Origin of the sequence: Amycolatopsis sp. cmx-4-54 (assembly GCF_046548895.1) — a bacterium.
Classification (GTDB): domain Bacteria; phylum Actinomycetota; class Actinomycetes; order Mycobacteriales; family Pseudonocardiaceae; genus Amycolatopsis.
In genome coordinates, this window is the sequence record NZ_JAEBEJ010000003.1 from 339,669 (window position 1) to 351,647 (window position 11,979).

General features: G+C 68.2%; 13 protein-coding genes. 4 read left to right on the forward strand and 9 right to left on the reverse strand.

What is annotated here, in order from left to right:
• Nucleotides 1–5 precede the first annotated feature (5 nt).
• Nucleotides 6–233: a DUF2530 domain-containing protein gene (locus ACLJQ7_RS11860; protein ID WP_410648571.1), complete on the reverse strand. Its 228-nt coding sequence runs from the start codon at nt 231–233 to the stop codon at nt 6–8.
• An 80-nt stretch (nt 234–313) separates the two neighbouring features.
• Here ACLJQ7_RS11860 and ACLJQ7_RS11865 point away from each other — a divergent pair, with 80 nt between their 5' ends.
• The 4 genes from ACLJQ7_RS11865 (at nt 314) to ACLJQ7_RS11880 (ending at nt 4,077) form a co-directional block, all read left to right on the forward strand.
• The gene (locus ACLJQ7_RS11865; protein ID WP_410648233.1) at nt 314–1,771 is read left to right on the forward strand and encodes an NCS2 family permease; all 1,458 of its coding nucleotides are present in this window, start codon (nt 314–316) and stop codon (nt 1,769–1,771) included.
• A 67-nt stretch (nt 1,772–1,838) separates the two neighbouring features.
• Nucleotides 1,839–2,270 carry a MarR family winged helix-turn-helix transcriptional regulator gene (locus ACLJQ7_RS11870; RefSeq protein WP_016337543.1) on the forward strand — a complete coding sequence of 144 codons (432 nt, stop codon included), beginning with the start codon at nt 1,839–1,841 and terminating at the stop codon, nt 2,268–2,270.
• 107 nt (nt 2,271–2,377) lie between these two features.
• Nucleotides 2,378–3,637, forward strand: coding sequence for an MFS transporter (locus ACLJQ7_RS11875; protein ID WP_410648234.1), 1,260 nt, complete (start codon nt 2,378–2,380; stop codon nt 3,635–3,637).
• Nucleotides 3,634–4,077, forward strand: coding sequence for a hypothetical protein (locus ACLJQ7_RS11880; protein WP_410648236.1), 444 nt, complete (start codon nt 3,634–3,636; stop codon nt 4,075–4,077). The genes ACLJQ7_RS11875 and ACLJQ7_RS11880 overlap by 4 nt, the downstream gene beginning before the upstream one ends.
• Here the strand turns inward: ACLJQ7_RS11880 and ACLJQ7_RS11885 are convergent.
• The 8 genes from ACLJQ7_RS11885 to ACLJQ7_RS11920 form a co-directional block, all read right to left on the reverse strand.
• Entirely contained in the window at nt 4,074–5,090 is a 1,017-nt protein-coding gene (locus tag ACLJQ7_RS11885; RefSeq protein ID WP_410648237.1) for a hypothetical protein, read from the reverse strand. The two genes, ACLJQ7_RS11880 and ACLJQ7_RS11885, sit on opposite strands and share 4 nt — an antisense overlap.
• Before the next feature lie 184 nt (nt 5,091–5,274).
• On the reverse strand, nt 5,275–5,745 hold the full coding sequence (locus ACLJQ7_RS11890; protein WP_410648238.1) for a hypothetical protein: 471 nt from the start codon (nt 5,743–5,745) through the stop codon (nt 5,275–5,277).
• Between the two features lie 165 nt (nt 5,746–5,910).
• Nucleotides 5,911–6,750, reverse strand: a complete 840-nt coding sequence (locus tag ACLJQ7_RS11895; protein WP_410648239.1) for an SDR family NAD(P)-dependent oxidoreductase — start codon at nt 6,748–6,750, stop codon at nt 5,911–5,913.
• Between the two features lie 218 nt (nt 6,751–6,968).
• Nucleotides 6,969–7,718, reverse strand: coding sequence for an arylamine N-acetyltransferase family protein (locus ACLJQ7_RS11900; RefSeq protein WP_410648240.1), 750 nt, complete (start codon nt 7,716–7,718; stop codon nt 6,969–6,971).
• A 95-nt stretch (nt 7,719–7,813) separates the two neighbouring features.
• Nucleotides 7,814–8,437 carry a superoxide dismutase gene (locus ACLJQ7_RS11905; protein ID WP_016337537.1) on the reverse strand — a complete coding sequence of 208 codons (624 nt, stop codon included), beginning with the start codon at nt 8,435–8,437 and terminating at the stop codon, nt 7,814–7,816.
• Nucleotides 8,438–8,636: 199 nt separating this feature from the next.
• Nucleotides 8,637–10,496, reverse strand: coding sequence for a serine hydrolase domain-containing protein (locus ACLJQ7_RS11910; protein ID WP_410648241.1), 1,860 nt, complete (start codon nt 10,494–10,496; stop codon nt 8,637–8,639).
• A gap of 147 nt (nt 10,497–10,643) precedes the next feature.
• On the reverse strand, nt 10,644–11,312 hold the full coding sequence (locus ACLJQ7_RS11915) for a heme oxygenase (biliverdin-producing) (RefSeq protein WP_410648242.1): 669 nt from the start codon (nt 11,310–11,312) through the stop codon (nt 10,644–10,646).
• Nucleotides 11,313–11,385: 73 nt separating this feature from the next.
• Nucleotides 11,386–11,979: a TetR/AcrR family transcriptional regulator gene (locus ACLJQ7_RS11920; RefSeq protein WP_410648243.1), complete on the reverse strand. Its 594-nt coding sequence runs from the start codon at nt 11,977–11,979 to the stop codon at nt 11,386–11,388.

The window sequence follows — 11,979 nt, forward strand, 5'->3', positions numbered from 1 at the left end:
GTGGGTCAGAAGCGTTGGGCGCCCTTCGAGCCCCGGCGGGCGGCGGCGCGCTGCCAGGCGATGATCGCGAGACCGATGAAGCCGAGCACGAGGCCGGACAACGCCGTCTGCACCCAGATGCCGTCGGTCACAAAGAACAGGACCACGGTCGCGACCGCCCAGAGCGAGGTACCTACGATCACGACCGGCGTCAGGTCGGTCAGCCGCTTCGGCAGTTCCGGCGTTGGCCGCAACGAACCGTTCACTTCCCCGGAATTGATCGATTCGCCCACGTGGGGAAGGGTACCCGGCAACGGCTGAAGGGTGATACGCGATGGCGGAGCAGCGCACCCGGTCCACACTGGACCGGTTCTTCAAGATCAGCGAGCGCGGCTCGACACCGGGGCGGGAAATCCGCGGCGGGGTCGTCACCTTCTTCACGATGGCCTACATCGTGGTCCTGAACCCGCTGATCCTCGGCAGCTTCTCCGCCGACGACGCGGGCGCGCACAAGGACGTCCTCGGCAACATCCTTCCCGTCCCGCAGGTGGCCGCGGTGACCGCGCTGGTCGCCGGGGTGCTGACCATCGTGATGGGGCTGGTCGCGAACTACCCGTTCGCCATCGCCACCGGCCTCGGCATCAACAGCCTGATCGCGGTCACCTTCGCCGCCCAGATGACCTGGCCGGAGGCGATGGGCCTGGTGGTGATCGAAGGACTGGTCATCGTCCTGCTGGTGTTCGCCGGTATCCGGACGGCGGTGTTCAACGCCGTGCCGCCCCCGCTGAAATCCGCGATCGCGGTCGGCATCGGCCTGTTCATCTGCCTGATCGGCCTGGTCGACGCCGGCTTCGTCCGCCGCGTCCCGGACGACGCGAAGACGACGGTGCCGGTCGGGCTGGGCATCAACGGTTCGATCGCGTCGTGGCCGACGCTGGTGTTCGTCGTCGGCCTGCTGGTCACCGGCATCCTGGTGGCGAAGCGGGTCAAGGGCGCGATCCTGATCGGGGTCCTCGCCTCGACCGTGCTGGCGATCGTCGTCGAGGCGATCACCAAGGTGGGCCCGTCGAAGGGCGTCGACCCGCAGGGCTGGAACCTCGGCTACCCGGCGCTGCCCGATCAGGTCCTCGGCGTGCCGGATCTCTCGCTGGTCGGTGAGATCTCCTTCGGCGCCTGGACGCGGTTGCCGATCATCACCGTCGTGCTGCTGGTGTTCACCCTGGTGCTGGCGGACTTCTTCGACACCATGGGCTCGATGACCGGCCTGGCGAAGGAGGGCGGCCTGCTCCCGCCCGACGGCAAGCTCCCGAACGTCGGCAAGGCCCTGTTCGTCGACGGCACCGCCGCCGTGGCGGGCGGTTTCGCGTCGTCGAGTTCGAACACCGTCTTCGTCGAATCCGCGTCCGGTATCGCCGAGGGCGCCAGGACCGGGCTCGCGAACGTCGTCACCGGCGTCCTCTTCATCGCGGCCATGTTCCTGACCCCGCTTTACCAGGTCGTCCCGGTCGAGGCCGCCGCTCCGGCGCTGGTCGTCGTCGGCGCGCTGATGATGAGCCAGGTCAAGGAGATCGACTTCGCCGACTTCACCGTGGCGCTGCCCGCCTTCCTGACCATCGTGGTCATGCCGTTCACCTACTCGATCGCCAACGGCATCGGCGCCGGCTTCGTCAGCTACGTCGTCATCCGCGCGGTCACCGGCAAGGCCAAGGGCGTGCACCCGCTCATGTGGGGTATCGCGGTGATGTTCGTGGCCTACTTCGCGGTCGGCCCCATCCAAGCCGCGTTCAACTGACCAGCGGTTATGTCAGCCGTGGGCGATCTCACGGGCCGATGATCCGATCGTGAGGTAAGCTAACTATATGTCCGGAGACACGCACGAGCGCTCATTGGCGAGCCGCCTGCGTCTCGCGGTGGTGCGGCTGAATCGACGGCTGCGGGCCCAGCGGGCCGGTGACGGCATCTCGCTGACCCAGGTGTCCGCGTTGTCGACGCTGCACAAATGCGGTGCGCTGACCCCCGGTCAGCTCGCCGCGAAGGAAGGCGTCCAGCCGCCCTCGATGACGAGGGTGATCGCCGCGCTCGAGGAGATGGGTTACGTCGAGCGCAGGCCGCATCCGACGGACGGCCGCCAGGCCATCGTCGAGTTGTCCGACCGCGGCCGGGCCTACGTGATCGAGCAGATCACCGCGCGGGAGATCTGGCTGGACAAGCAATTGGCGGAGTTGAGCGCCGAAGAACGTGAAGTGCTCTCTCGCGCCTCCGAGATCATCGACAGGATGGCGGGGAACTAACAGCGGTGACGACCACGGGTAACGAAACACAGTGTCCTTCCAAGACCACCGTTACCCGGGAACCCGCTCCACCACCGTCCCCCGCGCCCGAGAAGCCGCGCGGGAGCATGTTCTCCTCGCTGAAGGTCCGTAACTACCGGCTCTTCTTCACCGGCCAGGTCATCTCGAACATCGGCACCTGGATGCAGCGCATCGCGCAGGACTGGCTGGTGTTCACCCTCAGCGGCAACGACCCGATCGCGCTCGGTATCGCGGTCGCCCTGCAGTTCCTGCCGACGCTGTTCCTCTCGTTGTGGGCCGGGGTGCTGGCCGACCGCGTCGACAAGCGGCGGCTGCTGATCGGCATCCAGATCGCCGTGCTGGCACAGGCGGTCGTCCTCGGCGCGCTCGACCTGAGCGGGATCGCCGCGCTCTGGCACGTCTACCTGCTCTGCTTCACCCTCGGCGTGACGGCGTCGCTGGAAGTACCCGCGCGGCAGTCGTTCGTCGCCGAGATGGTCGGCAGGGACAAGGTCACCAACGCCGTCGCGCTCAACTCCTCGATCTTCAACATGGCCCGGATCGTCGGTCCGGCCATCGCGGGTTTCGCGATCACCTGGGTCGGCACCGGGTGGCTGTTCATGGCGAACGCGGTGAGCACGGGCGCCGTCATCGCCGCGCTGGTGATGATGAACCCGGACAAGCTCTTCCGCGGCCCGGCCATCCCACGCGAGAAGGGGCAGCTCGTCGAGGGGCTGCGGTACGTGCGGCGGCGCAGCGATCTGATGACCGTGATGGTGCTGGTGTTCTTCGTGAGCACGTTCGGCATCACATACTTCACGTCGCTGCCGATCGTCGCCGCGAACGTCTTCCACACCGACGCCGACGGCTACGGCCTGCTGTCGACACTGGTCGCCGTCGGCACCTTCACCGGCGCGCTGATGTCGGCCCGCCGCAACAGCCGCGGTGGTCCGCGGGTGCGCTTGCTGCTGATCTCGGCGTTCCTGCTCGGCGCGTTCGAGGTGGTCACCGCGTTCATGCCGACCTACCTGACCTTCGGCCTAGCGCTGATCCCGCTCGGCTTCGCCACGATCACCTTCCTGAACACGGCGAACGCGCTGGTGCAGACCGCGGTCAGCCCGGAGATGCGCGGCCGCGTGATGGGCCTGTACGTGCTGGTGCTGATCGGCGGCAACCCCGTCGGCGGCCCGATGACCGGCTGGATGGCCCACGCCTTCGGTGGCCGCTCGCCGTTCTACATCGGCGGCGCGGTCTCCGCGCTCGCCGCGATAGCGTGCGCTGTCGTGCTGATCCGGCGCGGCGGGGTGAGCCTGCCGGTGCGGCGGTTCGGGAACGGTCTGCGAGTGCTGAAGAGGGAGCGGGTGTGAACAGACTCGGCGTCGAGCCGTCGCTGACTCGGTGGACCGACGGCGAGGCCCGGTTCCTCGATTGGACGATCGACGGCGTCGCGCTGCGCTCGATGGTTTCCGAGCCGCCGCAGCAGCAGACACCGCTGTTCCTGGACGACGATGTGTGGCGCGAGGCCGCTGTCGAGACGCTTCGCCGTCTGCTGGGCGAACTGCCAGGTGATTTCGACGATGGCCGGGTCGCGCTGCTGGTCTGCCCGGCGTGCGGTGACCTCGGCTGCGGCGCGTACAGCGTCGAGGTCGTGTTCGGCGACGACGTGGTCGAGTGGCGGACCCTCGGTTGGCAAACCGACTACGAGCCGTTCGACGGCCTGGACGAGGACCTGTTCGCCGGGGCCAGGTTCGAGCGGAAGGCGTACGAGACCCTGCTCGGCGACCTCCTGTCGAACTACCGGGCTTAGCGGCCGAGCAGCGGCGGCACCATCTTCTCGGCGAGCGCCGGGAGATCGCCGCTGCCCTTGAACTTCAGCGTCTGCCCGTCCGGATCGTCGGTGAGCTGCACGACGACACCCCGTCCGTCGACCTGGGCGGGCAGCCCGGCGATGGTCGTGGTCGGGACGACGGCCGAGGACAGCGCGCTGTAATCCGCGGTCACGCCGTTCAGCTCGCACGCGGCGAAGAAGGTCGGCTTCGCGTTGTCGACGGGCACGCCGAGGGCGCGGCCGAGTTCTCCGCACAGCAGCCAGGAGATCACCGGAAGCGGCCGGTCCTTGATCGGACCCGGCTCGGTCTTCTCCAAGGGGATCTCGCCGTCTTCGCCGATTTTCGGCAACTTCGGCCCGGGCGGCGTCGCACCGGCGATCAGCGCCTCGGCGAGCGCCTTCGCCTTCCCTTCGGCTTCAGGGGTTTCGGTGGTCCTGCCGCGAACGGAGACGTGCAGCACCGGTGAGGCACCGTGGTGCGGCAAGACCTCGACGAGCTCGACGCTCAGGCTGGTGCCGTCCTTGTCGGTCGCGATGACCGCGAGCTTGCCCGCGACGGTGGTCCTGGTGGGCATGCCCCGGCTCGTGTCCTCGGGCAGCGCGGCGATCATCTGCGCGCTGACGTCGAGCTTCGCGGTGACCGCGTGACAGGCCCCGCCCGCCTCCCGGAGCGTCGGACCGCCGAGGATCTCCTCCCAGCGCTGCTCCGGGATCACCTGGCACAGCACTTGCGCGCCGGTCTCGTCCGTCAGCGCGGCCACCATCTCACCCGTCGGCATCACGACCGGGCGGAGCGCCTGCCCGGACTTGGTCGGCCAGACTTCGGGGAGCTTCGCCTCGGATCCGGTGTCGTCCCGGTTCAGCAGGGTGATCGCGACGACGATCCCCGCCCCGAACAGCAGCAGGACACTGATCAGCGCGCAGCCCGCCCAGATCCACATCGGACGGTCGGTCTTGCGCGCGATGGCGCGGTAGTCGTTCGGGGTGGCCACGGGGTGAAGCTAGCCGGTCGGGGGCCTGCTGTCCGGCGAAACGCCAACCCGATGGATGGATCCGCGGAGTGGGCCTTCGGGGGAGGGTTGGGGTAGAATTCGAGCAGCGCTGGTTAGTAAACCGGCGAAGTGGACCCGGCAGCCTTCCGGACGGTGGGTGGGCCGGGTTTCGCGTATCCGGACCTCATACGGTTCTGATCTCTTCGGCCATTTCCCTCACGGCCAGCAGTGGTTCCTCGAAGGCACGAAGATGCCGGTACGCGAGAGTGTCGTGGCATCCGTGCCGTCGGACAGAGCGATAGAGCGTCTTCCTGTCCAGCTCCACTATCGACTCGTCGCTCTCCAGGACCAGCATTCGTGCCCCGGCGTTCGCGAGGTCTTCGACGAGCGCGTCGAGGCAGGCTTCGCGCTGCCGACGTCGATGATGCGCTGAAGCGTCGTAGATCGTCACCGTCGGCCCGAGTCCGGCGATGGTGTCCAGGATCCGTTTCCGGCGTCCGTCGTTCTCGTGGGTGAAATGCAGACGACGTTGCCCGGGAAGCACAAGACCGCGTATAGCGCGCCTGGCGGACGTGAGGTCGCCTGAAAGCAGCGCGGCGGCGGTCACCAAGTAGCCGCGCTCTTTGCTCTCGTCGACGAACACGTGGCTGGTCATCCGTGCATTGTTCCGGTGAGGGCCGACAAGAAGATCATCGGCCGAGTGTGATGCCTTTGCGCGTAAGCAAGAAAAGGCTGCGGTCCCTACTCGAGGGTGAGGAGGCAGGACCGCCGGAGGAAACCGGGCCGATGCCCCGTCCCGCGAATCCGTTCAGCCTCCCGGCTACCTCCACCTCGCCGAGGGAGGCGGCTCCAATGCCTCCCGCAGATCGCCGCCCACGGCGTCCGCGATGTCTTCGACGGTCCAGTCTTCCCGTTCCAGCACGGGATCCTTGATCGCGGTCTGCCGAAGCACGCACAGGATGTCGCCGCGGAACCGGAGGATCTGCCCGGTGACCCCGGCCGACAGGTCGCTGAGCAGATACGTCACCAGTGGTGCCACCCGTTCCGGGGTGTGCTGGGGAGTCTGGACGACGGTCGGGTCGTTCCGGGCCATCCGTGTCCAGGCCACCGGCGCGACGGCGTTGACCCGGATGCCGTGCTCGGCCAGGTCGGCCGCCCAGGAGGCGGTCATGGAGGCGACGGCGCCTTTCGACGCCGAGTACGCGGCCGCGCGCCGCTGGCCGATCATCGAGCCGGACCCGACGTTCACGATCACGCCGCCGCCCCGTTCGCGCAGCACTTTCGCCGCCGCGGTGCCGCAGAACAGCGGGCCGAGCACGTTGACCTCGACCACTTCGCGCATCCGCGCCGGGTCGTCCGCCCACGGGTCGGCCCGGTAGTTGACGCCCGCGTTGTTGACCAAGCCGTCGAGTCCGCCGAACTCGGCGACGCACCGGTCGATCATTCCGGCGGCCGGCTCCGCTTCGGCGACCGAGCCCGCATAGGACACGGCCCGCCCGCCCAGGTCGCGGATCTCTCGCGCGACCTGCTCCGCGAGCCCCGCTTCGACGTCGTTCACCACGACCGCCGCGCCCTGTGCGGCCGCGTGGTGGGCGAAAGCCCTGCCCAGACCCTGTCCGGAACCGGTGATCACCACGGCTTTGCCGCTCAGAAGACTCATGGAGACCAGTGTGCCGTCACCCGGAAGGGTGAGATCGGCATCTCTCGGCCGTACCCCTTGTCCGGGTAGATGAGGTTAGGCTAACCTCATACATGTCCGCTTCGTGGTGGGAGCGGCAGTCAGTTCGGGAACGGACGAAGCCCCGCAACCGGGTCACCCCCGGCGGCGGGGCTTCGTTCATTCCGGAGGGTTCATGGTCGATGACCATGCCGATTCGGTCAAGGCGTCCGGTCGAGTTCGATCCCGAACTCCTTCCGATAGACGTCCAGGAGCTCCCGATCACCCGAAAGTGTCGTCTCCTCGCGCACGCCGTGGGTGGTGACGATCAGCCTGTCACCCGCCAGCGTGACCCGGCCGTGCCTGGTCGACAGTGAGCAGGTCGGCCCTCGCGTGAAAGGCGAGTCCGGCGACGTCGACTGCCAGAACGCCGTCGGGACGAACTCGTCCAGGTCCCGTGGCCGTCGCTCGATCCGGTATTGGGGATCACCGTCCCGCAGCACGTCGATGTCGCCGTGGGGCGCGTCGAGGAACAGGAACTCACCCTCCGGGTCGGCCTGCGCCTCGGTGGCGGACAGCCGCAGCGGGAACCGGCTGAACCGGCCGAAACCGACGTCGGCCAGCCAGGGTTCGTCCAGGTCGACGTGGACGACCACATGGTCGAACGGCGGCCCGAGGGTGCCGTCCGGCCGGAACACCTTCGCCGATCTCAGCTCGGCGTCGAACCCCAGTTTCCGCAGTAAAGCGGCGAAGAGCCCGTTCAGCTCGTAACAGAAGCCGCCGCGCCGCCGTCGCACGATCTTGTCGGACAGCGCTTCGGTCTCCAGGACGATCGGCTCGCCGAGGTGCATGCTCAGGTTTTCGAACGGGACCACCGCGAGATGGCGGTCCTGCAGCGTCCGCAGCGCGGCGACGTCCGCGGTGGCGGGCCGGTCGAGCCCGAGGCGGTCGAGGTATGCGGCGACGTCCATGCGTCCACCTTCACACCTCGACTCCGCTGGAGGTCAAGGGCGGAAACAAAGAACGGGGCCCTCCCGGAAGGAGAGCCCCGCTTCGTGGCGAGAGGTCAGCCGAGCAGCAGGCCGTTGCCACCGGCGACGGCGTTGTCGAACCGCTTGGAGATCTCGGCCCAGTTGAAGATGTTCCAGAGCGCCTTGACGTAGTCCGGCTTCACGTTCTTGTAGTCCAGGTAGAACGCGTGCTCCCACACGTCGACCAGCAGGATCGGCGTGGTCGGCAGGACCAGGTTGTTGTGGTGGTCACGCAGCTGCTGGGTGATCAGCGTCTTGCCGATCGGGTCCCAGGAGAGCGCGGCCCAGCCGTTGCCCTGGATCGTGGTGGCGACCGCGGTGAACTGCGCCTTGAACTTGTCGAAGGAGCCGAACGCCTCGTCGATCGCGGAGGCCAGCTCGCCGGTCGGCTTGTCGCCGCCTTCCGGGGAGAGGATCTTCCACCACACGACGTGGTTGGCGTGCCCGGCGAGGTGGAACGCCAGCGTGGTCTGCAGGCCGACGATGTCGCCGAAGTTGCCGGCCTCGCGGGCCTCGGCGATCTTGTCGAGCGTGTCGTTCGCGCCCTTGACGTAGGTCGCGTGGTGCTTGCTGTGGTGCAGCTCGTTGATCTCGCCCGAGATGTGCGGCGCCAGAGCGCTGTAGTCATAGTCGAGATCGGGGAGCACGTAGCGGGCCATCGGCCCTCCTTCTGTCTTCGACACAAGTTTCCAAGGACGAACTTAGTCGTCTTCACCCGTTTGCGGCGACCGGGGGCGCCGCGTTTCTCCCCAGGTGGAACGACCCGTTCGTAGCGGCTGTACCCGGTGGGGCCACCGCCTGAAACCCACCCTGCTAGCTCCAGTTAGCTGGAGGTCAAGGGCGATGTGACGCCGGTCATCAAGCAAGGTAGGGCAGCCCGACCAGGTGGTAGGAGGCGAGCACCCCGAGAAAAGCCACCAGCGCCACGGAAACCACCGTGTAGGTGATCCTGGCGGGCGTGTTCCACCACCGGCGGAGCCACGCGAGCGCCGTGCAGACGACGGCCGCGCCGGTCAGGAGCAGGACGACGTTCGGCAGAAGCAGGGTGATGCTCAGCAAGGGGGAGTGCCCGGAGGTCAGCGCGACGGCGGCGGCGCTCAGATCGCTCATGAGGAGCGCGAAACCGCCCGTGAACAGCAGGACCGCGAGGGCCGCGGACCAGGCGGCGACGGTCGCGAACCGGGCGCCCGACGGGTTCCGTTCACGGCCTCGCCGGACGAACGCGCGGATCGGCCACCACAGCAGCGCGCCCAGCAGGAGCAGCAGCGCGATACCGAGGATCAGCAGGTGCGTGGAGGGTGATCCGAGCCACGACGTGCGTTCGTAGGAGGAGTTCGGGTCGTCGCCCGCGAAGAGCAGCATCTCCCCGCCGGACTCGCGAAACGCGAGCCGCTCGCCCGCGGCGTCGGTGAACAGCCCGGCGTCGGTTTGCGTCCACCGCCGGGTCCCCTCGCCGAGGCCGGACGTCGTCAGCGCACCGTCGCCGTCGGCGGTCACCGTGACGCCGCCCGCGAGCGCACGGACCTTCGTGAAGCTGTCGTAGTCCAGCCGGGTGTTGTTGTAGTTGCCTTCGAACCGCGAGACATCACCCGCGAGGGTCACAGGCGCGGGAACGGGAGCGGCGGGCTGGAGCCGTTCGACGAAGGCCTTGAGCACCTCGGCGGTCACCGCGGCGGCGTCACCGGAGAACGCGCCACCGTTGAACGCCAGGTACACGCCGATGTTCTTCTCGGGGATCAGCTCCAGCACGCTGAAGAATCCCGGTGAGTCGCCGGTCTTCTCCACCATGCGCAGCCCGTTCAGGTACCGCTCGGAGAAGCCGAAACCCATCGCGGGCAGTCGCGGGTCGTTGCGGAACCGCGCGCCGTGCAGCTGGTCGAGCAAGGAGCGGCTGAACGCGCCGGGGACGAGGTTCGCGGACAGGTAGCGGCCCATATCGGCCGGGGTGGCGACGTTCCCGTCACCGGCGGGCGGTTCGGGGCCGAAGTTGGCGGGCGGGACGACCTGCGCGGACCCGTCCCAGCGGTGCCCGCTCGCCAGCGGGACGTCCGGGGTGGGCTGGGCGACGCTGCTGTCCTTCATGCCCGCCGGTTCGAAGATGTGCTGCCGCACGTAGTCCGCATAGGACTGTCCTGACGCGAGTTCCACGAGATGCCCGGCCAGCGCGTAGCCGTAGTTCGAGTAGAAGGCGACCTCGCCGGGCGGGCGGACGAGGGTCGGCATCTCGTTCGCGAGATGCTCGGCGAGTGAGGGGAGTTTCTCGTCGCGTGGCGTGAACATCCGGTACACGCGATCTTCGAAACCCGCGGTGTGGGTCAGGAGGGAGAACAGGGTGACCGGGCGGCCGGGGAAGGTTTCGGGGATCTTGAACGACTTCAGGTACGTGTTGACGTCGGCGTCCAGCGCCAGCTTGCCTTGTTCGACGAGCTGCATCGCGGCGGTCGCGGCGATCGACTTGCCGACGGAGTTGATCAGGAACCCGGTGCGCTCGGGGTCCACCTTGGCCTGAGTGTCCACCGAGGACACTCCGTAGCCCGCCGAGAACACGGTCTTCCCACCCTCGACGACCACCACGGCGGCGCCCGGGATGTGATGCTCGGCAAGGCTTCGCGGGAGGATTTCGTCGAAGACGCCGGCGGGTGTCGCGGCATGGGCGGCGGGGGCACTCAGGACCGTCGCGAAGGTCAGCAGGGCGGCGGTGGCCGCGATCCGGAACATACCCCGAAAGTTAGGGATTTCCCCGGGGAGAAGGGATCCGGCGGGCCGCCGATCGCGGGGTGGGGCCTGCCCTACCCCGCGCCCGGCCCGCATCAAGCTGCTCGTGAGTGGTAAGGACGGTTCTAACCGTCCTTATCACTCACGAGGTCAAGCGGCCCGGTACGCGTCCAGCTCGCTCGCCAGCTCGTCGAACACCGCGATGTTGCACTCGAAGGCCACGATGGCCTCCTCGATCAGCCGCGCGCGCTCGTCCTCGGTCCACGGCGCCGAATTCAGCTGCTCCCGGTAGTTGTCCCGGAACTTGGGCGCGCTGCCCAGCCGGTCGAAGTGGTAGAATAGCGAACCCGCTTCGGTGAGCTCGTACTTGCGCTCCAGCAGCCGCCGGATGACCTGGCCGCCGGCGATGTCGCCGAGGTAGCGCGTGTAGTGATGGGCGACGAACCCGCCGGACCAGTCCGACGCCTCGGCCACGCGCCGCGCGTAACGCTCCGTCGAGGGCAGTGGCCGGACAGTCTCGCGCCAGTCCGGGCCCACGAGGTGTTCGAGGTCGCGTTCGAGGCTCGGCAGCCGCCGCAGCTCCTCGAAGACGAACTTGCCGGCCTCCGGGTCCTTCGCCAGCTTGTCGGCGGCCAGCTCGATGGCCTGGTAGATGAAGTAGTACTGGATCGCCAGCCGGGTGTACCCGTCGCGAGTGAGCTCGCCGCCGAGCAGTGCGTTCATGTACTCGGAGTGGTTGGCCCGCTCGTGGGCGGGCAGGGTGGAGGCGCGCAGGGTCGCGGAGAACGGCCCGGATTCGACGTCGGTGGTCACCGGCATGGACAGAGCCTCCAAGCATCGATCTGACATGCTGTCAGAAAGAGCGTAAGGCACAACTGCGGGTTAGGCTACCCTAATTTTCAGGTTTCCCGGTCATCCCGACCGCTCTGAGCACGAAGCGGACCGCTCCCTCGATCGCGTCGTCCAGCCGTTCGGGTGGCACGTCGACCACCTGACGGCTGCCCAGCGCGGCGGTGATCATCGGGATCAGCACGTCCGGGTCCTCGTCCGGCACCCCCTCGGCGAGGATCTCGCGCAACTGGCCGGTGATGGGGTCGGCGTGCGCGCTGATCCGCCGGTACGCGGCGGGTGCCAGCGCCGACGCGAGCGCCGTCCCCGGCGGCAGGTGGTACTCGGCCAGCACCCGCAGCTGGAGCCGGACGAACGTCGAAAGCTTCTCGACCGGGGTGTCCGCGGTCGCGACGGCCGCCGTCAGCCGTTCGACGTACCTGGTCGCCTCGTCCTCGACGAAGGCGACCAGCAGGCTTTCCTTGTCGGGGAAGTGGTTGTACATCGCCGTGCGGCCGAGGCCCGCTTCGGCGGCGACACCCGCGAGCGTGATCGCGTCGAACCCGCGCTCGTACAGCTGCCCGCGCAGGACGTCGAACACCCTGCTGCGGACCTCGCGCCGGTGCTCCTCCAGCGACCGGCCGATGATCTTGGGCAC

Excerpts from the sequence above, each read along its gene's own strand:
- ACLJQ7_RS11865 (WP_410648233.1), top strand. The coding sequence starts at position 314 with ATGGCGGAGCAGCGCACCCGGTCCACACTGGACCGGTTCTTCAAGATC.
- ACLJQ7_RS11870 (WP_016337543.1), top strand. The coding sequence starts at position 1,839 with ATGTCCGGAGACACGCACGAGCGCTCATTGGCGAGCCGCCTGCGTCTC.
- ACLJQ7_RS11875 (WP_410648234.1), top strand. The coding sequence starts at position 2,378 with ATGTTCTCCTCGCTGAAGGTCCGTAACTACCGGCTCTTCTTCACCGGC.
- ACLJQ7_RS11890 (WP_410648238.1), bottom strand. The coding sequence starts at position 5,745 with ATGACCAGCCACGTGTTCGTCGACGAGAGCAAAGAGCGCGGCTACTTG.
- ACLJQ7_RS11895 (WP_410648239.1), bottom strand. The coding sequence starts at position 6,750 with ATGAGTCTTCTGAGCGGCAAAGCCGTGGTGATCACCGGTTCCGGACAG.
- ACLJQ7_RS11900 (WP_410648240.1), bottom strand. The coding sequence starts at position 7,718 with ATGGACGTCGCCGCATACCTCGACCGCCTCGGGCTCGACCGGCCCGCC.
- ACLJQ7_RS11905 (WP_016337537.1), bottom strand. The coding sequence starts at position 8,437 with ATGGCCCGCTACGTGCTCCCCGATCTCGACTATGACTACAGCGCTCTG.
- ACLJQ7_RS11910 (WP_410648241.1), bottom strand. The coding sequence starts at position 10,496 with ATGTTCCGGATCGCGGCCACCGCCGCCCTGCTGACCTTCGCGACGGTC.
- ACLJQ7_RS11915 (WP_410648242.1), bottom strand. The coding sequence starts at position 11,312 with ATGCCGGTGACCACCGACGTCGAATCCGGGCCGTTCTCCGCGACCCTG.